The 22,542-nt window shown below is 35.4% G+C and carries 25 protein-coding genes; 19 read left to right on the top strand and 6 right to left on the bottom strand.

Annotated features, from left to right (window positions below; translation table 11 throughout):
* Window positions 1–74 precede the first annotated feature (74 nt).
* Entirely contained in the window at window positions 75–974 is a 900-nt protein-coding gene (locus CPHY_RS20860; protein ID WP_012200430.1) for an acyltransferase domain-containing protein, read from the bottom strand.
* 227 nt (window positions 975–1,201) lie between these two features.
* Here CPHY_RS20860 and CPHY_RS12465 point away from each other — a divergent pair, with 227 nt between their 5' ends.
* From CPHY_RS12465 to pgeF, 18 genes are all read left to right on the top strand, one after another.
* Window positions 1,202–2,284 (top strand): MFS transporter, encoded by a 1,083-nt coding sequence (locus CPHY_RS12465; protein WP_012200429.1) that lies wholly within the window; start codon window positions 1,202–1,204, stop codon window positions 2,282–2,284.
* Window positions 2,274–2,621 (top strand): hypothetical protein, encoded by a 348-nt coding sequence (locus CPHY_RS12460; RefSeq protein ID WP_041703638.1) that lies wholly within the window; start codon window positions 2,274–2,276, stop codon window positions 2,619–2,621. The genes CPHY_RS12465 and CPHY_RS12460 overlap by 11 nt, the downstream gene beginning before the upstream one ends.
* Window positions 2,622–2,687: 66 nt before the next feature.
* On the top strand, window positions 2,688–3,491 hold the full coding sequence (locus tag CPHY_RS12455; protein WP_012200427.1) for a hypothetical protein: 804 nt from the start codon (window positions 2,688–2,690) through the stop codon (window positions 3,489–3,491).
* 144 nt (window positions 3,492–3,635) lie between these two features.
* A complete protein-coding gene (locus CPHY_RS12450; RefSeq protein WP_012200426.1) occupies window positions 3,636–3,995 on the top strand; it encodes a VOC family protein in 360 nt (119 codons plus the stop codon).
* Between the two features lie 252 nt (window positions 3,996–4,247).
* Entirely contained in the window at window positions 4,248–4,628 is a 381-nt protein-coding gene (ylxM, locus tag CPHY_RS12445) for a YlxM family DNA-binding protein (protein ID WP_012200425.1), read from the top strand.
* Between the two features lie 99 nt (window positions 4,629–4,727).
* A complete protein-coding gene (gene ffh / locus CPHY_RS12440; RefSeq protein ID WP_012200424.1) occupies window positions 4,728–6,092 on the top strand; it encodes a signal recognition particle protein in 1,365 nt (454 codons plus the stop codon).
* A gap of 190 nt (window positions 6,093–6,282) precedes the next feature.
* Window positions 6,283–6,528 (top strand): 30S ribosomal protein S16, encoded by a 246-nt coding sequence (gene rpsP, locus CPHY_RS12435; protein ID WP_012200423.1) that lies wholly within the window; start codon window positions 6,283–6,285, stop codon window positions 6,526–6,528.
* Between the two features lie 16 nt (window positions 6,529–6,544).
* Window positions 6,545–6,775: a KH domain-containing protein gene (locus tag CPHY_RS12430; RefSeq protein ID WP_012200422.1), complete on the top strand. Its 231-nt coding sequence runs from the start codon at window positions 6,545–6,547 to the stop codon at window positions 6,773–6,775.
* Window positions 6,776–7,015: 240 nt separating this feature from the next.
* Window positions 7,016–7,525: a ribosome maturation factor RimM gene (gene rimM / locus CPHY_RS12425; protein WP_012200421.1), complete on the top strand. Its 510-nt coding sequence runs from the start codon at window positions 7,016–7,018 to the stop codon at window positions 7,523–7,525.
* 137 nt (window positions 7,526–7,662) lie between these two features.
* The gene (trmD, locus tag CPHY_RS12420; RefSeq protein ID WP_012200420.1) at window positions 7,663–8,490 is read left to right on the top strand and encodes a tRNA (guanosine(37)-N1)-methyltransferase TrmD; all 828 of its coding nucleotides are present in this window, start codon (window positions 7,663–7,665) and stop codon (window positions 8,488–8,490) included.
* 248 nt (window positions 8,491–8,738) lie between these two features.
* A complete protein-coding gene (locus CPHY_RS12415) occupies window positions 8,739–10,061 on the top strand; it encodes an MATE family efflux transporter (protein WP_012200419.1) in 1,323 nt (440 codons plus the stop codon).
* Between the two features lie 320 nt (window positions 10,062–10,381).
* Window positions 10,382–10,729, top strand: a complete 348-nt coding sequence (gene rplS, locus CPHY_RS12410; RefSeq protein ID WP_012200418.1) for a 50S ribosomal protein L19 — start codon at window positions 10,382–10,384, stop codon at window positions 10,727–10,729.
* Between the two features lie 385 nt (window positions 10,730–11,114).
* Window positions 11,115–11,747, top strand: coding sequence for a signal peptidase I (lepB, locus tag CPHY_RS12405; protein WP_242657949.1), 633 nt, complete (start codon window positions 11,115–11,117; stop codon window positions 11,745–11,747).
* Between the two features lie 75 nt (window positions 11,748–11,822).
* On the top strand, window positions 11,823–12,701 hold the full coding sequence (gene ylqF / locus CPHY_RS12400) for a ribosome biogenesis GTPase YlqF (RefSeq protein WP_012200416.1): 879 nt from the start codon (window positions 11,823–11,825) through the stop codon (window positions 12,699–12,701).
* 4 nt (window positions 12,702–12,705) lie between these two features.
* Window positions 12,706–13,470 carry a ribonuclease HII gene (locus CPHY_RS12395; protein ID WP_012200415.1) on the top strand — a complete coding sequence of 255 codons (765 nt, stop codon included), beginning with the start codon at window positions 12,706–12,708 and terminating at the stop codon, window positions 13,468–13,470.
* 241 nt (window positions 13,471–13,711) lie between these two features.
* Window positions 13,712–14,002 (top strand): EscU/YscU/HrcU family type III secretion system export apparatus switch protein, encoded by a 291-nt coding sequence (locus tag CPHY_RS12390; protein WP_041703636.1) that lies wholly within the window; start codon window positions 13,712–13,714, stop codon window positions 14,000–14,002.
* Complete coding sequence (locus CPHY_RS12385) at window positions 13,995–14,351, top strand: YraN family protein (RefSeq protein WP_012200413.1); 357 nt, start codon at window positions 13,995–13,997, stop codon at window positions 14,349–14,351. The genes CPHY_RS12390 and CPHY_RS12385 overlap by 8 nt, the downstream gene beginning before the upstream one ends.
* A gap of 119 nt (window positions 14,352–14,470) precedes the next feature.
* The gene (pgeF, locus tag CPHY_RS12380; protein ID WP_012200412.1) at window positions 14,471–15,352 is read left to right on the top strand and encodes a peptidoglycan editing factor PgeF; all 882 of its coding nucleotides are present in this window, start codon (window positions 14,471–14,473) and stop codon (window positions 15,350–15,352) included.
* Window positions 15,353–15,685: 333 nt separating this feature from the next.
* On the opposite strand, the gene ytaF is transcribed toward pgeF, so the two are convergent.
* The 5 genes from ytaF to CPHY_RS12355 all read right to left on the bottom strand — a co-directional run bounded on the left by ytaF (window position 15,686) and on the right by CPHY_RS12355 (window position 20,702).
* Window positions 15,686–16,327, bottom strand: coding sequence for a sporulation membrane protein YtaF (gene ytaF, locus CPHY_RS12375; RefSeq protein WP_012200411.1), 642 nt, complete (start codon window positions 16,325–16,327; stop codon window positions 15,686–15,688).
* A gap of 141 nt (window positions 16,328–16,468) precedes the next feature.
* Window positions 16,469–17,644, bottom strand: coding sequence for a ribose-phosphate pyrophosphokinase (locus CPHY_RS12370; protein WP_041703632.1), 1,176 nt, complete (start codon window positions 17,642–17,644; stop codon window positions 16,469–16,471).
* Between the two features lie 64 nt (window positions 17,645–17,708).
* The gene (locus tag CPHY_RS12365) at window positions 17,709–18,467 is read right to left on the bottom strand and encodes an ABC transporter ATP-binding protein (protein ID WP_012200409.1); all 759 of its coding nucleotides are present in this window, start codon (window positions 18,465–18,467) and stop codon (window positions 17,709–17,711) included.
* Complete coding sequence (locus CPHY_RS12360; RefSeq protein WP_012200408.1) at window positions 18,460–19,533, bottom strand: FecCD family ABC transporter permease; 1,074 nt, start codon at window positions 19,531–19,533, stop codon at window positions 18,460–18,462. The genes CPHY_RS12365 and CPHY_RS12360 overlap by 8 nt, the downstream gene beginning before the upstream one ends.
* Window positions 19,530–20,702, bottom strand: coding sequence for an ABC transporter substrate-binding protein (locus CPHY_RS12355; RefSeq protein WP_012200407.1), 1,173 nt, complete (start codon window positions 20,700–20,702; stop codon window positions 19,530–19,532). Before CPHY_RS12355 ends, CPHY_RS12360 begins: the two co-directional genes overlap by 4 nt.
* A 398-nt stretch (window positions 20,703–21,100) precedes the next feature.
* On the opposite strand from CPHY_RS12355, the gene CPHY_RS12350 reads away from it, so the two are divergent.
* The gene (locus CPHY_RS12350; protein WP_012200406.1) at window positions 21,101–22,453 is read left to right on the top strand and encodes a DUF512 domain-containing protein; all 1,353 of its coding nucleotides are present in this window, start codon (window positions 21,101–21,103) and stop codon (window positions 22,451–22,453) included.
* The last annotated feature ends 89 nt before the right edge of the window (window positions 22,454–22,542 follow it).

The raw sequence follows: 22,542 nt of genomic DNA, 5'->3' as shown, positions 1-22,542 counted from the left end.
TAAGAATATAAGAAAAGCTGATTTTCCTGGCTAAGTAATTATACTTTAGGAAAATCAGCTTTTCAAATCATTATCTATGAAATTATCTTGCCATCCTGAAACAAGAAAATACCTTTACCGCAGCCTACTGGTTTGCTGTTTAGTAACCAGTCTGCGTAAGCACGCTGCAATGATGTAGTTCTAGGTAATTCTGAAATAGGTTTATTTTCTTCATTATAAAAAATTCTCCATAAATCAGATTTCTTTTCATCAAATTCTGTATTATATATGGTAAATAATTTCATAAAGTTAAGAATGTTTGAATCCTTTGGAAGAAACTCTAAGTGATGTGGAAATAGCAACCAAGAGTGACATACAAACACAGTAGGGCGCTCTTTAAAATATTCTTTATAAAACTCCGCAGCTTTACAAAAGGAGTCCATGCAATCTTGTACGGTCAATGGACCACTTGACGGGATGTGCATGTTGATTACAGAATCTCCTTTAGAAATCAAATGACCGCCAATAACAAGAGTGGTATCCTGTTCAACAATTTCATATTGCAGACGTCCAAGAGCTACACGGGTTAAATCAAAAAATCCATCTTCCCACCATGGAACGCGATTTCCGTAAATATTATTTATTTTATAACACTCTAACATCTTATATTTTAAATCGGCCATGGATTCATAAAATATTTCAATGGAATAATTTTTTGCTATGTATTTTTCTTTCGTTATTTTAGATAGAGAAAGAAAGAAGAGGAGATAAATGGTATAAGGACTGAGATTTGTTTTACTAGCAACCTCCTCTAATTGTGGATAACAATTTTTAATTATAAATCTATCATCCAACTCATATTGCTTAACTATGGCCTCAAATATGGAATAAGCATCTTGATTGGAGAGTAAAGTTTGATAGGAGGAGAGCAAATCTTTGATGGCTTGTTTCGGATAATCATACTTTTCAAAAAAATCTATAAAATAGTCAATCATAATCTTTCCTTTCTTAGCTATGAATTAGCATTTCATGATACATTATATCTCGAACCTCTTAAGCTATCAATCTTTATTAGTGTGAAAAATCAAGATTTTTCACGCGGATATCGAGCAGGTATGAGCGTAAGGAAAATGTAAGTTGGAATAATTGGGCATATTTGCTATAATTAAGTCAATCGTTAAACGTAATCTCTGATTGTAGAAAAAGAAAAGAGGAAATTGATATGAAAAAAGTTTTGTATAAGCTCATCAGGTCAGTACATATCTTTTCATTTGCACATTTTGTTATCGACTTTGCATGTGCCTACATCGTTTTTCACACCTTAAGCCTTGATCGAATGTGGTGGCTGTCAATCTTGGTTTATAACTTCTGTGCGTTTGCTCTTCAGATGCCGATTGGTTTGCTAGCAGATAAGCTAAATCGAAATGTGACAGTTGTTTTACTAGGATTTGCTTTTGTTATCGCCTCGTATCTTCCATTTATTCCATTTTTACTTCTAGCGATATTGGCGGGAACAGGGAATGCACTGTTTCATATCGGTGGTGGTATAGAAGTAATGAATGCAAGTAAAGGAAGGGCTTCAACTCTTGGTATCTTTGTGTCACCAGGTGCTTTTGGAATTTATTTCGGCGGAATGCTTGGCAGAGAAAAAAGTATACCTATTTATTGGGTGTTAGGTGTCCTAATCATTTTATCTTTTATCATTCTGTTACATAATGCGATAAAACGAAATACCTTCGTTACTGAAAATCCTCCTGTTGATTTTGACTTTGTATTACCAAACAATAGGGGGGAAGAAGGTGATAATCATAATGAGTTTTATAAAGGGTTGCTTATGATAGTCGGACTTATGATTGTAGTTGGATTACGTTCTTATATGGGTATTGCCTTAACCTTTCCGTGGAAATCTACCTATGCTTTTGGCATACTATATATTTGTGGTGTAGTTTTTGGAAAAGCCTTTGGAGGGATATTTAGCGATACCTTTGGTAGAAAAAACACGATCACTATTTCACTTTTATTTGCTGCTATATTTTTTTCAATGGCGCAACATCCGTTATTTGGCGTAATGGCTATATTTTTATTTAACATGACAATGCCAATAACATTACATATCATATCGCAAATCCTTCCAAATGCGAAGGGATTTGCATTTGGAATACTTACATTTGCACTTTTCTTAGGATATTTACCATACTATCTTAATAAGATACCAATCACACATGTGGGGATTGCTAGCATCATTACGGTAGTATCTTTGTTGATATTGCTCTGTTATTGTAAAGGGGAAAAGAATGTATCTTGAAATCATACGCATCTTGTTATTATCCTTGGTACTTACGATTCTAATTGAAGTTGTTTTTGCATTTTGCTACGGAGTACGATATAAGAAAGATTATATATTGATTTTCCTAGTTAATGTACTTACGAATCCTCCTGTAGTTCTAATACATACCTGGTTGCTTGTTTCAGTTTCCTTTCATGGACTTCTTGTTAAGCTTCCTTTGGAATTACTTGTGATTGGAATTGAGGCGTTTTTTTACAAGAAATATGCAAAGCAGATTCAAAATCCAGTATTATTTAGTTTTATGGTAAATGCTTGCTCTTTTCTCATAGGATGGTTTATCAACTGGTTTCTTTAATAGGGAAAGATAGGGTGTGTAATAGTGCTACCGCCCAAAATAGTAGGTGATGAATGGAGGTTTTATATGTTAAGAAAATCAACGAGATGGATGACCTGGTTTATGTTATTCCTATTTATATTCTTTTTAGCAAGTAAAACAGCGAAAGCAGATCTTATTATAGAACCTGATGATGCATTTTACAGAAGCCATAGAAGTTCTTGTACTTATGTAAGTAGGTCATTTATCGCAAATGGGGAGGAAGGTTATAGTAGCATCTATGTAAACCCCGAATCAAAATTAATCGTTGATAAGGTGACAAATGGGACGGAATTTTACGTTAGCTTTTCCTATGATAAGCAAAATTCTGCATGGGTTTATTGTCTAGTACCTATCTATGCAGAAGATGGTTCTGTTTCTTACAAAAAAGGATGGATTCCAGAAAAAGATTGCCTCTTAAAATATGATGGGATAGCGTTTTGTGATGACCATATCAGTGAGCTAAAAGAATACCAAGGTGAGTTTGAGCAGTATCAGATAAAGAAAGAAATATTTGTATGGTCATATCCTGGGTCAGGAGAGATTGCAAAGAGATTTAAGGAGTTTGATCCAAGTCGTATTACTTCTGTTTATACTGACGAACAAGGTCAGACTTGGGGATATATCCAATATCATTTAGGGCAAGTAAATGCCTGGGTTTGCATAAGTGATCCAGAAAATGAGGATCTTCCAGTACGAAAAATTGTGAAGGGAGACCTTATCCCGCCGGTTGAACCAGAGTGGGGACTTAAGGATGGGAAGAATCTACCGTTTCTATCAGCAGCAGTTTTAGTTGTAGCAGTGGCTGCAGGAACTATCTTACTAATTCGGAGATTTTATAAACGAAAATAACAAATGATTAGTAACAAGCAATAATCCAAGGGAAACGTTTGATAACCGATCATTTGTAAAATGTTCTGAAGCAGAATATGGGGATGGAACTTATGGGGACGCATTTCGTTTTACGACTATTCGAAAAGGAGGGACGGAAATTATATGAGACTTGGAGAAGTTTCACTATTAACGAATCATGTGGTTCGTATGTCGGAGTTTTACAAAGCATTACTCGAGGTTGAGAATAATAGTGACGATGCTGTACATCAGACAATCCTCGGAGAGGAAACGGTGTTAACAATCTATGATGATGGAAGTGCGAAAAATAACAATAATCAAAACATCTGTATTGCTTTTACAGTAGAAGATATAGAAAAGGAATATGAAAAGGTAAAAAAGCTAGGAGCAAAAATCAAAGAAGAACCTACCATAAGGCCTTGGGGGACTCGTAATATGAGTTTCTATGATCCAGATGGAAATGTTGTTTATTTACGAGAGTATTTAAAGATTCATACAAATTAGGTTCTCCTACGGATATTAACTGGAATTAATTTAACCTTATTAAATAGAGTTTTTATATGTAAAGAAAAAAATTTTAAGTGTAAAGAAAATTACTTGACAAACGATTTTAAATATTTTATAATAACTAACTGTAAAGAAAATTACTTTACAGATGGTGATTCGATGAGTCAAGTGATAGTTCAATCATTTCTGTGTCTTTTAGAAAAGAATTGGATATCGGGTAAGTAACTTTAGGAGGAGGGCAAGAAACAAATGGTTTTGGAAAACTCCAAGAGGGAAGATGACCGTTTACAAGAAGTTGTCACCTTGTCCATGTTATTTGACTTCTACGGTGAACTACTCGGGGATCATAAGAAACAGGTTTTTTCAGATTATATACTAAACGATTATTCGTTAAGTGAAATAGCAGATGATACCGGACTTAGCAGACAAGGTGTACACGATATCATCAAGCGATGTACGAGAAAATTAAAAGAATATGAAGAAAAGCTGAGGCTAGTAGAAAAATTCAATTCTACGAAGCAGAAAGTAAACCAAATAAAACGAATTTCAGAAGAGATAAAGCAGACAAAAGATTTAAGTAAGATTAACATAGTAGAACAGCTGTCTGATGATATTCTCAATGATTTATAAATGAATCTAATACTAATTCTCCATAAAACCTTTTTATGATTGGAATTAATATTTGCAAAAAGACGCAGTAGGCGCCAAGTCGCCGGAATTGAGGTTATTATGGCATTTGAAAGCTTATCAGAAAAATTGCAAAATGTGTTTAAAAACCTCCGTGGCAAAGGAAAGCTTTCTGAGGCGGACGTTAAGCTAGCATTACGGGAAGTTAAGATGGCACTTTTAGAAGCGGATGTTAACTTTAAGGTTGTTAAAAACTTTGTAAATTCAGTACAGGAAAGAGCGATTGGTCAAGAAGTTATGACTAGTTTAACTCCTGGCCAGATGGTTGTAAAAATCGTAAATGAAGAGATGGTCAAACTCATGGGAGATGAGACCACCGAACTTACCTTAAAACCTGGTAGCGAAATCACAGTTATTATGATGTGTGGTCTTCAGGGTGCTGGTAAAACGACGACGATTGCAAAACTTGCCGGTAAATTTAAAGCAAAAGGCAAGAAACCATTATTAGTAGCATGTGATATTTATCGTCCTGCTGCGGTAGATCAGTTACAGATTAACGGTGAAAAACAAGGTGTTCCTGTATTCGCTATGGGAACGAATCATAAACCTGTGAACATTGCAAAAGCGGCAATGGAGCATGCGGCAAAGAATGGCAATAATATCGTAATTATCGATACTGCCGGTCGTCTTCACATTGATGAAGATATGATGGACGAGTTGATTGAGATAAAAGAAAATATTCATATCGATCACGTAATCCTCACAGTTGACGCAATGACAGGTCAGGATGCTGTAAATGTAGCGGAAACTTTTAATGAGAAAATTGGTATAACCGGAGTAATTCTTACAAAGCTCGATGGTGACACCCGTGGTGGTGCTGCTTTATCCATTCGTGCAGTAACCGGAAAACCTATTCTATACATTGGTATGGGAGAGAAGCTCTCTGATTTGGAACAGTTTTATCCAGATCGTATGGCGAGCAGAATCCTTGGTATGGGTGATGTGCTTACCCTGATTGATAAAGTTCAAGCAGAAATTGATGAAGACAAGGCAAAAGAGCTGGAACGAAAAATCAAAAAAGCAGAATTTGATTTCAACGATTATCTAGACCAGATGCAACAGATGAAGAAGATGGGTGGAATTCAGAAATTGGTTGAGATGTTACCAGGCGGTATGGGTGGCATGGGAAGCAAAGCCAATATGAAAGACATTGACTGGGATGAAGGAGAAAATGCTCTAAAGGGCATCGAAGCCATCATTTACTCCATGACAAAGGAAGAACGTCGTAATCCAGACCTTCTTAATCCATCCCGTAAGAAACGTATTGCTGATGGAGCTGGCGTTGATATTAGTGAGGTAAACCGTGTAGTGAAACAATTCGGTGAAACTCGTAAGATGATGAAACAGTTTTCTGGTATGCTTGGAGGAAAGAACAAGAAGAAATTCCGCATGCCATTTGGACTGTAAGAGCGTGCTACTATAGTAGCATACCATTCGTGGGATATCTCACGGTAGCTTAATGAAGTTTTGACTTGTATGATTTATGATGTATCGTAGATTTTACAATTCAATTATAAATGATAGAGAATAATACGAATTTGAGATTCGTATCAAATTTCTCATATCTATATGAATTTTTAAGGAGGTGAATTGTAACATGGCAGTAAAGATCAGATTAAAGAGAATGGGTCAGAAAAAGGCTCCTTTCTATAGAGTAATCGTTGCTGATTCCAGATCTCCAAGAGATGGTAAGTTCATCGCAGAAATCGGAACTTACGATCCTACACAGGAGCCTAGCGCTTTTAATGTAGATGAGGAAGCAGCTAAGAAGTGGTTAGCGGATGGTGCTCAACCAACTGAGACTATCAACAGACTTTTCAAGAAAGCCGGTATCGTGAAATAAGCGGAGGTGAAGAGTAATGAAGGAATTAGTTCAGGTAATTGCTATGTCACTCGTTGATCATCCGGAAGAAGTTGTTGTCACAGAAACTGAAACAGACAAGTCAATCATTGTTGAACTTAAGGTTGCACCGGAGGATATGGGGAAAGTAATCGGCAAGCAAGGCCGTATTGCCAAGTCTATACGTACCGTAGTAAAAGCTGCCGCAACAAAGGATGACAAAAAAGTCGTGGTAGAGATACTGCAGTAATCAGCGGAATTCTTTCACCTTACCGGATGGAAGGACGTTGTAACAGCTTTAGAATGTGCGCAGCAGGCTAATTTAGTTAGAGCTACTCTAATTGATTGGTTTGCTGTGTTTTTTTTCATCTTTTTGTATAAGCTATTCTTAGAAGAATAAAAAGATTGATAGACGGTAACGTTTGGTGCCATGAAAACCTATAGGCACAACGATTATCGGCAGTGTGACTGTATTGGAATGGAGGTAGAAATGGAAGATTTATTACGAGTTGGAGTAATCTCTTCTACTCATGGTATTAAAGGAGAAGTTAAGGTATTTCCAACAACAGACGATATGAACCGTTTTAAAAAATTAAAAATGGTTACTCTTGATACTGGAAAAGAACAAAAAGAGCTAGAGATTGAGAATGTTAAATTTTTTAAGCAATTTGTCATTCTGAAATTCAAAGGCATTGATAATATAAATGATATAGAAAAATACAAAGGTAAGGATTTACTTATCTCAAGAGAAAATGCAGTAGATCTAGCAGAAGGAGAATTCTTTATCTTCGATTTGATTGGATTACAGGCAGAAGAGGAAGATGGAAATTCTCTAGGTGAATTAACCGAAGTATTACAAACAGGTGCAAATGATGTGTTTGTAATAAAAACGAAGCAAGGTAAAGAAATACTCATCCCTTATATCGATGACTGTGTGAAAAAAATAGATCTCAATGAGAAAAAATTAGTGGTACATTTAATTCCAGGACTTGTGGAATAATCATACGATTTTCTTTCATACTTGAAATCATGCCCGTCAGTAGGCTGGAAGTTTGTGCCGAGGACGACGCAGGCACAAACTTCTGTGTAAAAGAAAATTTTTATTTTCTTTTACACTTCTACCTTGGAGGATACCATATGAATTATCATGTAATGACACTTTTCCCTGACATGATTCATCAGGCGATGAACACTAGTATTATTGGTCGTGCAATGGAAAAGGGGCTACTTACAATTAATGCAATCGACATCAGAGAGTTTTCTGAGGACAAGCATCGCAGAGTAGATGATTATCCTTATGGTGGTGGCGCTGGTATGGTTATGGCACCAGGGCCTGTTTATCGAACCTATGAACATGTAATGAAGATGATTGACCATAACAAAGAGATGTTAGCTCAGGATAAAACTATGAAAATACCGGAGGAATCGGTTTCTGAGAGGAAAAATGAAACCAGACGTCCTCGTGTCATCTATTTAACACCACAAGGAAAAGTATTTCATCAGAAAATGGCAGAGGAATTTGCGAAAGAAGATGATTTAGTATTTCTATGTGGGCATTACGAAGGTATTGATGAACGGGTGTTAGATCAGATTGTAACTGATTATGTTTCCATAGGAGATTACATTCTTACCGGTGGAGAACTTCCTGTTATGGTAATGATGGATGCGATTTCAAGATTAATACCTGGGGTATTAAATAACAATGCCTCTGCTGAATTTGAATCGTTACAGGACAATTTACTGGAATATCCTCAGTATACCAGGCCGGAAGTATTTATGGAACAAAAAGTGCCTGATGTCTTGTTGTCTGGTCATCATGCAAATATCGAGAAATGGCGTAGAGAACAATCGATTATCAGAACGTTAAAGAATCGCCCAGAATTGTTAGAAGAAGCTGTTTTAAGCAAAAAAGAAAAGCAGTTTTTGGAACAATTACGATTGGGAGAAGATTCAAAGAATGTGTAAGAGATTAAATATAACTTGTATGTCTAAACTCCGCTTTTAGGTAACTGACAGCGATGTAACGATGTACTATGATTGCGCTTATTCGTCGATGGGTATATAGATTTTATATTCTGGATAAGATAGTTGGAGACTTTCAACTGGATTATCCAGTTTTTTGTTGTGATAGGAGGATTATTTTGTTAGAGCGGACTTGGTTTGGTAGAAAGAAAAAATCGTTCTACAGAATGTAACAAATGAAGGAGATAGAAATGAAACAATTAGATTTAAAGAAGGATTCAACGAGAAAGTTATTTTTCCGCTATTTATTACCATCAATAAGTGCGACATTAGTTACTTCAATTTATATTCTCGCTGATTCTATTATGATAGGTAAAGGAGTAGGTCCAGAAGGAATCGCTGCTCTAAATATCGTGTTACCACTTTTTACGCTATTTTTTGGTACCGGTTTATTATTTGGAGTTGGCGGTTCGGTTTTAATGTCAATTGCAAATGGAAGTAACGATTCGTTACTTGGAAAGCAGTATTTTACGACCTCGGTATTATCGGTAACTTTTATATCCATATTTCTATTGATTATCATGCAACTTGGGTTTAAACCGATCTTATATTTCTTAGGAGCTACCGATGTAACATTTACACTCGCTAGTGAGTATGGAAGAACATTAGTGGCGGGTGCTCCTGTTTTTATGTTTTCTGCTTTGCTTCAAGCTTTTATACGAAATGATAAAGACCCTAATTTATCGATGATTGGTGTAATTACAGGTGGTGTTACTAATATCATCTTAGACTATATCTTTATCTATATATTTCACTGGGGAATGTTCGGCGGAGCAATCGCTACAGTAATCGGAAGTTCGATTACTTGCTTGATCTTGATAGTTCATTTTTTTAAGAAAACAAATCAGTTAAAGCTAGTAAAGAATGGATTTTCGATGAAACGATTTTCTAAAGTAGTAACCAGTGGACTAGCCAGCTTTTTAATTGAAATCTCGAATGGTATTGTTACATTCCTCTTTAATATTCAACTTGTAAAATACATTGGAGACATCGGTATCACTGTTTATAGTATTATTGCAAACAGTTCTTTTATTGTGATGTCCTTAGCAAATGGTGTTGCGCAGGCATCACAGCCTATACTTGCAATTAACTTTGGAGCAGGGGAAAGAAAGCGTGTAGATGAAGTTAAGCACTTAGGGTTTATTACAACTACAATAATTGGATCAATTATCGTTGCGCTAGGTGCCTTATTCCCAGGAGTTATTACAGGATTGTTTGTACATGCAACAGATGAAATATTGTCATTAGCAATTCCTGCCATTAGAATGTATATTTTAGCATTCTTATTTATGAACCTGAATATTTTTATAAGCGGTTATTTCCAAGCAGTAATGAAGCCACAATACGCAATGGGGGTCAATCTTTTACGAGGTTTAATATTAGGCAGTGCATTTGTATTAATCTTGCCATTGTTTATAGGAGCAAATGGTATCTGGATTTCGATGCCTATTGTAGAAACAATTTCATTTGCAGTTGCTTTGGCTTTAAATTATAAAATGAAAAAAGTAATATAAATTATAAGATGAAAAAGCAATATAAAAAGTAATTATAAAAAGTAATATTAAAAGCAATATGTAACGTAAAAAGTGATATTAAAGTGATATAAAAGAGTTATAAAAGTGATATAAAAGAGATATAAAAGAGAAATGCAATATGGAATACCTCTTGCATTTTAATCTAAGTTATGTTATAATAGCAAATTGTGAGACGAGATGTTCCTCTGTACTGGAATCCTTAACCGCAAACATTAGGTTAAGTCTTAGTAAACTTAGAAATCTAAGTGAGGAAGCGAATGAACGTAGTAAGAACATCTAAATTTGAAGGAGGTCACAACATGAATAAAATTATTAAGAGCATCGAAGATGCACAGTTAAAGTCAGAAGTTTCTAAGTTCCACGTAGGAGATACTGTAAAGGTATACGCTAAGGTAAAAGAGGGTAATCGTGAGAGAACTCAGGTATTTGAAGGCGTTGTATTAAAGAGACAAAACGGTGGAGCAAGAGAGACTTTCACAGTTAGAAAGCAGTCTAACGGTGTTGGTGTTGAAAAGACTTGGCCAGTACATTCTCCAATTGTAGAGAAAGTAGAAGTTGTAAGACTTGGTAAAGTTAGAAGAGCTAAGTTAACATACTTACGTGATAGAGTTGGTAAGAAGGCTAAAGTAAAAGAATTAGTAAGATAATTCTTCTAAATTAGCAAGATAACTCTTCAAATTAGTAAGATTGTTACTTTTTGATTAGTAAAAGATTACTTTTAAAGTAAGCATAAGAGAGGGTGCCACAAAGCGTCAGGGAATCTGCACTTTGAGCTCCCTCTTTTTTTGAAATTGGAATCATCTATTCTTTACGTATAAAGGCTAGCTGGTTCTGAAATATAAATTTTACCTTGTAATTTATATTTTTTGGTTTCAATGTTATCATAAGTTAGTTATAATAGAAATACAGGGGACAATACTCCTGATGAATTAAATTAGGACGGAATGTGAAAATTCAAAGTTTTTTCGCAATGCAAATCATTGTGCCTGTGGCCCAAAAGTTTGCAGCCTATGGAAAGGCATGGTTATTAGTATGATGAAATATGATTTTGATAGGGATATCAAACGCAAAAAGCGTAAAAAATTATATATAAGAATCATAATTTGGATGGTTGAGATAGTAGCAGTGATTGCTCTTGCATATGCAATCATTAATGTTGCACTTGAGAAGACAACGATGCTTGGGGAATCAATGGAAATTACCTTGCAGGATGAGGATAAGATTGTTATAAATAAATTAGCATATAAGTTTCGTGATCCAAAGAGATACGATATTATTGTATTTAAGCAAAGTGGCAATGAGCATAGTTACTATAATATAAAACGTGTGATTGGTTTGCCAGGAGAGCGAGTAAAGATTTTAGATGGCGTAGTTTATGTGAATGGTGAAGCTTTAGAGGAACCGATGGTAGTTGATCCTATAAGAATACCAGGCCTTGCAGACGAAGAGTTTACCTTAGATGAGGATGAATTTTTTGTACTTGGTGATAATCGAAATAATAGTGAAGACAGCCGTTTCGCGAATATCGGTAATGTAGTAAAAGATGATATTATTGGTAAGGCATGGATTCGGTTAAATCCATTCGGCATTGTTAATAAGATAAATATGTACTCAAAATCTGTTGAGGAGAATGTTGAGGGAGAAGGCAAAACTTCAGGGGAGTAGAATCAAGATAAAAATAGAATGTAGATTAAGATAATTTTTTAATGTAAGATCAAAGAAAGAAAGTGAGGCACACAAATGCATTTTCAGTGGTACCCAGGACATATGACGAAAGCAAAACGTCAGATGCAAGAAGATATAAAATTAATAGATGTTGTAATAGAACTGGTGGATGCCAGAATCCCATATAGCAGTAAAAATCCAGATATTGATGATTTAGCAAAAAATAAATCAAGAATTATCTTGTTAAATAAATATGATTTAGCAGATCAGAAAATGACCGATGCTTGGAAATCATATTATGAGAAAAAAGGTTGGTTTGTTGCTCTTGTTAATTCCAGAAACGGTAGCGGTGTTAAGAATGTACATGAGGTGATTAAGCAGGCTTGCCAGGAGAAAATAGAACGAGACCGTAAGCGTGGAATCTTAAATCGTCCAATTCGTGCGATGATTGTAGGAATACCGAATGTAGGTAAGTCAACTTTTATTAATAGTTTTGCTGGAAAAGCCTGTACAAAAACAGGGAATAAACCAGGTGTTACAAAAGGAAAGCAATGGATTAAATTAAACAAAAATGTTGAACTATTAGATACTCCAGGTATTCTCTGGCCGAAGTTTGAAGATCAAGTAGTTGGTATGAGAATAGCCTTTATCGGTTCCATCAATGATGATATCCTAAATCCAAGAGATTTATGTTACGAGCTTATCGAATACCTTCATCGTGTATACCCAGGTGTCTTAGGTGAGAAATATGGCATGGAAGAGGTGGATAGTAACATAGAGAATCTCGATCTAATTGCCAAGAAACGCGCCTGTTTATTAAAGGGTGGAGAGCTTGACTTAGTAAAGGCTGCTAATTTTGTATTAGATGATTTTAGAAATGGACGTATTGCCCGTATAACGCTGGAACATCCAAGTGAACGTATGGAAGTTAACGAAGAAGAAAAGAAGGATTGATGTTATGAATATCAAAATTTCAGAAATTACAAAAGAACTCGAGCTTGTTGGTGAGGGTGGATTTTTCGGAGTGAAAGATAAATATGGTACCGATGAGCGGGAGGGTGTAAAAAAACTTCTATTTAAGTATGAAAATCGTTATGAGAAGTTAAATGCAGAACGAGCAAGAGTTAGGTTCCTTCAAGAATATGAACTCAGCTATCCAGATTATCGTTATATTTGTGGAATTGATGAAGTTGGAAGGGGACCTCTTGCAGGACCTGTGATTGCTTGCGCCGTTATTTTACCAAAAGATTGCGAAATCTTATATATCAATGATTCGAAACAATTAAGTGAAAAGAAGCGAGAGGCACTCTATGATGAAATTATGGAGAAGGCCATTTCCGTTGGTATTGGAAGTGCATCTCATGCTCGTATTGAAGAAATAAACATATTACAAGCCACTTATGAAGCAATGCGAGGAGCTATTAATAAGTTAGGAGTAGTCCCAGAGTTATTGTTAAATGATGCAGTGACGATTCCAAAGGTTGTAATTCCACAAGTCCCAATTATCAAAGGGGATGCAAAAAGTATATCCATCGCTGCGGCAAGTATTGTTGCAAAGGTCACAAGGGATCGTCTGATGGTGGAATATGATACGGTATTTCCGGGATATGGATTTGCTTCAAATAAGGGATACGGTTCTGCGGATCATATTAAAGCACTAAAAGAACTAGGACCATCACCGATTCATAGAGCGTCATTTATCAAAAATTTAACCTCCTGCTGAAATGCCACGTAGTGGCTATGAGGTTATGAGCAAGTAGTGTAAGCGGAAAAACTTGCCTGTAGGCAAGTGAGAATATCCGATTTGTCTTCATGACGAGGAAAAGTTTGAGTAGCATCATTTTTATTGTATAGTATCGTAAGATTTACGCAGCGTAAAATATACGATGTGTAAATTACACGAAGCGAAATATATACATAGCGTAAAATTACGCGCGTATATTATATGCGGAAAAGAGGTTACGATGGAGAAGGATAAGAAAACAGCAGTTGCAATTTCTTATGATCCTAAGGATCCTGCACCAAGGATTATTGCATCGGGAAAGAATATCTTAGCAGATAAAATTATAGAAAAAGCTCTTGAGGAAGATATCCCGATTCATAAGGATGTGCCACTTGCAAATACTTTATCGAAATTAGAGTTAGGAGATTGTATTCCTCCAGAACTCTACGGAATTGTTTCTCAAGTACTATTATTTGTTGACCGAATGGATTTAATTAAAGGAAGGGTAATGGGGGAAATACCTGGTGAATAAAAAGGTTGAGGGGCTTACGAAAGAAACTGAAGCGGCAAATTATCTATCAGAACAGGGATATCAAATTCTTGCAAGAAATTATCGTTGCCGTCTTGGAGAAATTGATATTGTTGCTAGGGAAAATGGGTATTTGGTATTTGTTGAAGTGAAGTATCGAACGAATGTGGAAAAGGGGTTTCCAGAAGAAGCGATTACGATTCAAAAGCAGAGGCGAATAACGAATACAGCGAAGTATTATCTTCTGGTAAATCGGTTACCAGAAAGTACGCCGTGTCGGTTTGATGTTGTTGTGATGTTAAAGGAAGAGATACGATTAATAAAAAATGCTTTTGATGCATATGGATCTTAAGGGTATCTATCGTTTTATACCCTATTCATAACAAGGAAAAGCTCGATAACTATGCTTTTTTTGTTCTTAACTCCAATAAGTTTTTATGCACAAAAGTTTTGGCTAGAATGGGGGTTCCAATGAGTGAAATAAAATTAACAGAACATGCAGTGCTGAAAAACATAGGAAACGTTCCTTACGTTTCCTTTCCTATATTAGAGCAGTTCCCATATGTAAGACATGGTTTTTCTACAAGGCTTGGTGGAGTTAGTAGTGGGATTTTTGAATCTATGAACCTTGGCTTTCGAAGAGGAGACTATGAAGATCTTGTCATGGAAAACTATGAGCGTATATGCCATAGTATCGGGATAGAGGTTGATAACTTAGTATTTTCAGATCAAGTGCATAAGGCAAATGTTAGGGTAGCTAAAGCATCAGATCGAGGTAAGGGAATTAAGAAAAAACGTAATTACAAGGAAATAGATGGCCACATTACAAACGAATCGGATGTTTCCTTATTGACATTTAGCGCAGATTGTGTACCTTTATATTTCTTAGACCCAGTGAACAAGGCAATCGGTTTAACCCATTCCGGATGGAGAGGTACCGTAAGTAAGATTGGAAAAGTTACTGTAGAGCAGATGAATAAAGAATATGGAAGCAAGCCAGAAGATATTCTTGTTGTCATTGGGCCATGTATCTGTAAAGACTGCTATGAAGTAAGTGAAGATGTAGCAGAAGAATTTATGGCTCATTTTACAAAGGAACAATGGGAAAACTTTTTATTTCCACATGCTAAGAAATCGAAGGAAGGTCAGAAATATCAACTCGATTTATGGGAAGCGAATTATCAGTTATTACGTGACGCTGGTGTGACATCCGAACATATTATAAAGTCGGGATTATGTACCATGTGCCGACAAGATCTATTTTTCTCACATCGTGGAAGTAAAGGACAAAGAGGTAGCTTAGCAGGATTTATGTCATTATCCCTACCGGACGCTCTCGAGGACAAAGAATAATCAATTCGTTTTAAGAACGAAAAAGAGTAAATCAATTCGTTGTAAAAATGAGAAAAAGTAATCAATTCGTTGTAAAAATGAGAAAAAGTAATTATATTGATTATAAAAACTCATTATCTATCATATAAGAAGCAATGAATTGGTTTTTAAGATAGTTATAAAATGTAAGCGATAGAAAAGGACAGAATTGATTTCTGTCCTTTTTTGCTTCAGCACAAATAAGACTGTGGAGCGTACTTATTCTTTTGTTTAGTAATTAAATGCTTTGTAATTAATTAAATTCTTTGTAATTATTATTTAAGTGCTTTGCGTATTAATTTACATTGAAACGAATCAAATTTTTGAAAAAGCAATGATTAAAAGTAGAATACCGCTTACCCAAGAAATGTTCATGGATATCTTTTTACTAATCAGATTACCAAAGAAGCTTCCTAAAATAATAGCAAGGATTCCAATAATGAACGACAGAATAATAATATACCATACATTTATATCTATCAGTGCTGCACCTAGACCAACTGCAAATCCATCAAATGATAAAGCAATAGCAAGGGATAAAGCTTCCATTGGAGAGAGAGAATTTGATTCGTTTACATCGGCAATCTTCGGATCTGCATACACATTTAAAATGAAACGAAGATATAAAAAGGAAAAGTGTAACTCGTGCTCAAATTTGTTATGTTTTCGGATGTAAGCCTTAATTGTACTATCGAATAGCTTCGACATTCCAAGGATAAATAAAACAGTAAAACTAACGGCGCGAGTGATATCGTTAGATAGAATGGGACGAAGCAGATTTCCGAGTACTAAGGAGAGCGTTAGAGCCAAGGTACAAATCCCGTTAATTATTAGTGTGGAAGACATTACGATTTTAATCTTGTTGGTACCGTATGCGAAGCTTGCTGCAAAGGTGTCTGCGGAAAGTGCCACTACAAGCAGGAAGGCTTCGAGTATTTCATTAGGAGAAAATGCCATAAGCTTCACCAGGAGCAATATTATATGCTCATAAATGACTTCATAGTACTATATGCTGTTAAGCTCTTGTCGGTTCCTTGTGGAGAAAAAAAGACTACCTCTACTAAGGTATTAGAATACCTTGGCAGAGGTAGTAGATTCTTATTTCATTCGATAAGACTTTAATAATTCCTGAATTAAAGCAGCTGGATTAATAATATCATTGACAGAAGTATCATGATTTAAAGTATCAACAATTAGTGAGATATATCTACTTAAATCTACGTTGCGATAGTATGGACGTTTTAATAACTCTTCATTATTATAAACTAGATTAGTTGTGTAAATTCTATCGATATAGCCAGCTTCATAGTATTCATCGACTCTTTCTAGACCGTTACAGAATAGTCCAAAGGTAGCTGCAATAAAGACACGACCAGCTTTTCTTCTCTTTAACTCTTTCGCAACATCTATAATACTGTCACCAGAAGAAATGATATCATCAACAATAAAAACATCTTTACCTTCTAAAGAGGAGCCAAGAAATTCATGAGCAACGATCGGATTTCTTCCGTCTATAATAGTGGAATAATCTCTTCTCTTATAAAACATACCCATCTCCACACCAAGAACATTGGCATAATAAACAGCACGAGTCATACCACCTTCATCAGGGCTAATCACCATAAGATGGTCTTTGTCAATGACAAGATCCTTTTCTATAAACAATAATTCACGAATGAATTGAAGGCTTGTATAGAAATTATCAAAACCACGAATTGGGATCGCATTTTGAATACGTGGATCATGTGCGTCAAATGTAATAATATTTTCAACACCCATCTCAGATAATTCTTGTAATGCATTAGCACAATCGAGTGATTCTAATTTATCTCGGTGATGCTGTCTTCCTTCATATAAAAATGGAAGAATGACATTAACACGTTTCACTTTACTGATTTTTGCAGCGGCTATGACACGCTTTAAGTCTTGAAAATGATCATCCGGTGACTTCATAGAATCTTCACCAAACATCATATAGTGATTGGTATAGTTCGTGACATCTGCAATTAAGAAAAGGTCACAACCACGTATGGTTTCATTAATGACAGCCTTCGCTTCACCAGTACCAAAACGAGGTACTTCATAGGAAACAAGATAAGTGCTATTATCATATCCAAGAAAAGCTGGTAATGCCTCATTATTTTCTAACATCGCACGTCTAGCCTCTACGATACATTGGTCTATTTTTGTACCGAGTGATGTACAATTCTTCATTGCAATAATTTTGAGCGGAGCCACAGGGATTGTTTCCGTTATTTTTCTGTTACTCATGATGGTTCTCCCTTCTTTTAAATCAACTTCCTTATTGTAGCCCCTAACAATTAGTACGTCAAGCGCATTATAAGGTAAAAGAAGTGTATTGTATATTATCTTCTTCTTTCATTTTAAATTGAATCTGGAATACTTCCTCAATTTGCGCATTGCTAGAGAATTCCTGCTTATTAGAAACATTAATAATCTTACCTTCTTTCATAAGAATCAGAATATCTGCAATTTGGATTGCTTCACTGATATCGTGTAAAATTACTAGAATTGTCTTCCCAAGATTTCGCAGAGACTTTAATAGCTCTAAAAATTCCAAACGATGTTTGATATCAAGAGAGGTAGTAGGTTCATCTAAAATAAGATAATCGCTGTTTTGTGCAAGAACCATAGCGAGATATACTCTTTGACATTCTCCACCGGATAATGTCTTTACATTCTTTCCAACAAAATCGAGAGTATTGGTTAGCTCCATTACTCTTCTTATGATTCGGTCATCTTGATCGGTCCTTTTTTTCATTATAGTAGAGTAGGGAAAACGTCCTTGTTCTACTAAGGTTTCCGCATTCATGGAAGGGAGCTCACGTATTTGCGGCAAAAATGCGATACGTTTTGCCCTTTTTGCTGGTGTAAGGGAATAAAGAGGTACATCATCTAAAGTAATGGAGCCTTCTAATAACAATTTTTTATTCGCGAGACATTGAACCAAAGTTGATTTACCACAACCATTAGGACCTAATATTGCTGTAATTGTACCATATGGAAAGGACACGCTGATATCATTGATTACTGGTGTTTTTTCAAAACCTGCAGAAACATTCTCGTATTTAAGCATACAGCCCAGCTCCTTTCTGTCGGATTAGTAGATAGATAAAGTATGGACAGCCTAGGAAAGACATAATAATTCCCACAGGAACTTCATAAGGACTAAAAAGTAGCCTGCCAATTAAATCAGAGGAGACCACGAAGAAAGAACCTAGCATGGCAGTGTAAGGAATTAATAGTTTTATATTATCTCCAACAAAACGGCGTGCAATATGAGGAACGATAAGACCGACAAAGCCCAGTAAGCCTGCAAAACTTACAACACTACCTGCTAAACTTGCGCATAGGATTAAGAAACATATTCGTACGAGCGGAACTCGAATACCAAGTGACGAAGCGATTGTGTCGCCTAAGGATAATGCATTCAAGTATCGACAAAACAGTATGATCACAATAAGCGAAATCAGAATAAGCAGCAGAGGAAGATATAGCCTATGATTCATACGAATACCAGATAAGGAACCAAGCATAAATGATTGTGAATCAACTGCTATGTTAGGATTTAGTAACAGGAGAAGATTACTAAAAGAATTTAAGATGCTTGAGATAGCGATGCCAGCGAAAAGAATCGTGGTTTTCGATACATAAGCATGATAAGAGAGAATGGCAATGAGCAAGCAGGCAACGAATGCGCCTAAAAAGGTTGCGAATGGTGCAAGCAAAAATTGCCCTGGCAATAAGCTAAATAAGAGTACTACGCCAAGACCTGCACCGGAGTTAATTCCAATGATTTCTGGAGCTGCAAGTGTATTGTTTAACAAAGTCTGTAAAACTAATCCTGCAACAGACAAGCCGGTTCCAGCAAAAATAGCGGATAATACTCTTGGAAACCGGACTTGTGATAAAATAATTTCATGTACGCTATCGGAAGGCTTTGCAAATGGAAAAATAGCAGCGATAACATCTTGTATTGAGATATCGATGTTACCAAGACAAATGGCAGAAATACAGCTAAAGAGTAAAAGAAAACCTAGGAATACAAACTTAAATACGGTAGGAACAGAAAGAAAAAAGGAGTGGTTTAGAACTCCATTAGATTTGATTTGAATGGACAGGTTTTCTTTGTATACCTTCATGGCGACTCCTTTGGATATAATAAATTAGCCAGATATTCATAAGCTTTACCCCAGTTTTTATTTGGTTTATAAGAGAATAGATCTTTTGGAAGATAATAAATCTTATTCTCTTTGATGGCCTTCAAGTTTTGATATGCTGGATTCTTAATAAACTCTTGATCGACGAGTTTTTTTGTTTCTTCTATGTTATCCTCCATGATAGAAATATAAATTTGATCTACGTTTGAAGTTGAAAAAATCTCAGGGTTTAGCTTATCTGATAGGATGGAAGACTCAGATGCGATATTAATTGCTTTCATTTCGTTTAGCATATCGCCGACAAAATGATTGGTTCCCTTAACTTTAATTCCTTGAAGACTTGCGAGTAAAAATAGTACCTTAGGAGGATTTTTTACATTACTAGTATCTTCTACAATATGCTCAACCGTATCTAAAACCTCAGTGCCATAGGTATGATATCTATCCTGTGTATTTAAGATTGTCGTACAGGATTTTAACATAGTAAGATAATCTAGAAAACTATCTACTTGAAATAACAAAGTTTTGATTTCGTTGTCTCTTAAAATTTCTGCGAGTTCAACATGTTCTGGAAAATCGTTTGTAAGTATTACAAGATCAGGTTTTAATTTAAGTAATCGTTCCACATTAATACTTCGACCATCCCCATTCCCTATCACAGTCACAGCATCTTTTTTTACTAAGCCTCGGTTGATGCTATCTGGAACTGTAATCGATACAACACCTCCGCCATCTTGCCAAACTTGTGCATAAGAAGAAAATAATACAGCAACTTTTTTAGGTGGTGTTGTAAATGACGTAAAAAAACCGCTTGCATCTATAATGACATGAGAGTTGTTATTGTTTGGTTTTGCATTTGTTTGAACGGATCCTGGTTCCTTTGTAGGTGCTGGTACATAGGAAGATTCCACCTGTTTTGCAAGATAGTTTCTTACAGGAAATATACCAGCTAAAGGAAGCTTTTGCAGTTTATAAAGACCAGTTGCATCGCTTGTTTTTATTTGCTGATTTAAGGAAATACTTCCATATAAGTGATAGGGGGAGTTGGAGTCATAAATTAGGGTATGCGATTCTTTTTTACTCCCGTTGCTGCAACCGCAAAATGTTATAACGAATAGCAATAAAAAAGCAAAGTAAATTTTTTTTGTCATATCTTGAAATCACCTTCTCTATTGGAATTGTTTATGTATATTTTGGTTCGATTTGAAGAATTTTAAACAACATATAAAGGAAGAGTTGGTTTTTTACATCGACCTTGTTCGATAAAAAAGCGCGAAGTTAATCAAAGATTGGAGTATTTTATGGAAGCATTTGCAAGACAATATAAAGAGGAAAATAGCGAATGTATATTGCGTTACGGTCCTTTGGATGGTAAACTATAGGGTATGTATCATGGTGTTATTAAGGGAATAATAAGTGAATTTGTCTTTTTATATACCTTAATTAGTACCAAACTGTTAGATATTAGTTTGAAAAAACAGAGTATTTCACAAAGTGAATTTCAATTCACGTTTCAAATATTGAACCTGTGGCACATAGTCTGCAGGTTATGGAAAGGCATGAATATTATATGGAACACAATCAATCGAGCAGACATTATATAAAAGATGTTCAGAAGGGAAGTATTGCTGAGGAGCTAGAGTTATCCTACGGTGATGAGCTTCTTCGTATAAATGGAAAAAAAATTAAAGATGTACTAGATTATCATTATTTGGTTAATGATGAATTTCTAACTTTATTGGTTCGAAAGCCAAATGGTGAGGAATGGGAATTAGAGATTGAAAAGGATTATGAACAGGATCTTGGGATAGAGTTTGAAGAAGGGTTAATGGATTGCTATCAATCTTGTCGTAATAAATGTATTTTTTGCTTTATAGATCAAAACCCAAAGGGGATGAGGGATACCATTTATTTTAAAGATGACGATGCAAGATTATCCTTCCTTCAGGGTAATTATATAACATTAACCAATATGAGTAAGGAGGAAGTAGACCGTATTTGTTTTTATAAACTTTCTCCGATAAATATTTCTGTACACACGACGAATGGTGAACTTCGAAAGAAGATGTTAAACAATCGTTTTGCAGAGGATACCTTAGCTTATCTGGATCAATTTTATGAAGCAGGTTTGGAGATGAATGGGCAGATCGTATTATGTCCAGAATATAACGATGGTGCAGAACTTGATAAAACGATAGAAGATTTAACAAAGTACTTACCATTTATGAAATCTTTATCTGTAGTTCCGGTAGGATTAAGTAAATACCGCGATAACTTAACAAAACTTCGTAAGTTTACAAAAGTTGAGTCGTTAAAAGTAGTAGAACAGATTGAAGGCTGGCAAAAGAAGATTAAAAAAGAAAGAGGCACTCGCTTTGTATTTGCTAGTGATGAATGGTATATTAATGCAGGTCTTGAGGTCCCAAAAGAAGAAGTTTATGAAGGATATCCTCAGATAGAAAATGGTGTCGGTATGGTACGTTCTTTAGTGGATGAAGTTACAGACTATCTATCTAAAATTGAAACGACTAACGAGAGAGTTGAAGTGTCTATGGTAACTGGTATGCTAGCTTCGAATATTATGACTCAGTTAGCAAATCAAGCAATGGATAAATTTAAAAACCTTACCGTCTATGTTTATCCTATTGTAAATCATTTCTTTGGAGAAGACATTACAGTAACAGGACTACTGACTGGGCAAGATATCATAGAACAATTAAAAGAGAAACCACTTGGGGAAGCGTTGCTAATACCTGATGTGATGTTACGATCTGGAGAAGAGATACTTCTAGATGACATGTCAGTGAAAGATATTGAAAAGGCTTTACAAACAACTATTCGTATTGTAAAATCAGATGGAATGTCTTTGGTAAATGCAATGATAGAGAAAAGTGATAGTTAGTAAAGTTCGTAAAGCGTACTTTTTCTTGTTATGATAATGAAAAATTCGTGAAGCGTACTTTTCATTGTATGTAGCAGTACCATATTTAT

Origin of the sequence: Lachnoclostridium phytofermentans ISDg (assembly GCF_000018685.1) — a bacterium.
GTDB lineage: Bacteria > Bacillota > Clostridia > Lachnospirales > Lachnospiraceae > Lachnoclostridium > Lachnoclostridium phytofermentans.
Note: the sequence above shows the minus strand (reverse complement) of the source record. Positions and strands in the feature narration are given on the sequence as shown.

Coding starts and splice junctions, on each gene's coding strand:
- CPHY_RS12390 (WP_041703636.1), top strand. CDS start 13,712: ATGGAGAAGGATAAGAAAACAGCAGTTGCAATTTCTTATGATCCTAAG.
- rimM (WP_012200421.1), top strand. CDS start 7,016: ATGGAAGATTTATTACGAGTTGGAGTAATCTCTTCTACTCATGGTATT.
- CPHY_RS12355 (WP_012200407.1), bottom strand. CDS start 20,702: ATGACAAAAAAAATTTACTTTGCTTTTTTATTGCTATTCGTTATAACA.
- ylxM (WP_012200425.1), top strand. CDS start 4,248: ATGGTTTTGGAAAACTCCAAGAGGGAAGATGACCGTTTACAAGAAGTT.
- rpsP (WP_012200423.1), top strand. CDS start 6,283: ATGGCAGTAAAGATCAGATTAAAGAGAATGGGTCAGAAAAAGGCTCCT.
- ffh (WP_012200424.1), top strand. CDS start 4,728: ATGGCATTTGAAAGCTTATCAGAAAAATTGCAAAATGTGTTTAAAAAC.
- CPHY_RS12430 (WP_012200422.1), top strand. CDS start 6,545: ATGAAGGAATTAGTTCAGGTAATTGCTATGTCACTCGTTGATCATCCG.
- CPHY_RS12465 (WP_012200429.1), top strand. CDS start 1,202: ATGAAAAAAGTTTTGTATAAGCTCATCAGGTCAGTACATATCTTTTCA.
- CPHY_RS12455 (WP_012200427.1), top strand. CDS start 2,688: ATGTTAAGAAAATCAACGAGATGGATGACCTGGTTTATGTTATTCCTA.
- CPHY_RS12350 (WP_012200406.1), top strand. CDS start 21,101: ATGGAAAGGCATGAATATTATATGGAACACAATCAATCGAGCAGACAT.
- trmD (WP_012200420.1), top strand. CDS start 7,663: ATGAATTATCATGTAATGACACTTTTCCCTGACATGATTCATCAGGCG.
- CPHY_RS20860 (WP_012200430.1), bottom strand. CDS start 974: ATGATTGACTATTTTATAGATTTTTTTGAAAAGTATGATTATCCGAAA.
- lepB (WP_242657949.1), top strand. CDS start 11,115: ATGATGAAATATGATTTTGATAGGGATATCAAACGCAAAAAGCGTAAA.
- CPHY_RS12450 (WP_012200426.1), top strand. CDS start 3,636: ATGAGACTTGGAGAAGTTTCACTATTAACGAATCATGTGGTTCGTATG.
- ytaF (WP_012200411.1), bottom strand. CDS start 16,327: ATGGCATTTTCTCCTAATGAAATACTCGAAGCCTTCCTGCTTGTAGTG.
- pgeF (WP_012200412.1), top strand. CDS start 14,471: ATGAGTGAAATAAAATTAACAGAACATGCAGTGCTGAAAAACATAGGA.
- CPHY_RS12415 (WP_012200419.1), top strand. CDS start 8,739: ATGAAACAATTAGATTTAAAGAAGGATTCAACGAGAAAGTTATTTTTC.
- ylqF (WP_012200416.1), top strand. CDS start 11,823: ATGCATTTTCAGTGGTACCCAGGACATATGACGAAAGCAAAACGTCAG.
- rplS (WP_012200418.1), top strand. CDS start 10,382: ATGAATAAAATTATTAAGAGCATCGAAGATGCACAGTTAAAGTCAGAA.
- CPHY_RS12360 (WP_012200408.1), bottom strand. CDS start 19,533: ATGAAGGTATACAAAGAAAACCTGTCCATTCAAATCAAATCTAATGGA.
- CPHY_RS12365 (WP_012200409.1), bottom strand. CDS start 18,467: ATGCTTAAATACGAGAATGTTTCTGCAGGTTTTGAAAAAACACCAGTA.
- CPHY_RS12460 (WP_041703638.1), top strand. CDS start 2,274: ATGTATCTTGAAATCATACGCATCTTGTTATTATCCTTGGTACTTACG.
- CPHY_RS12395 (WP_012200415.1), top strand. CDS start 12,706: ATGAATATCAAAATTTCAGAAATTACAAAAGAACTCGAGCTTGTTGGT.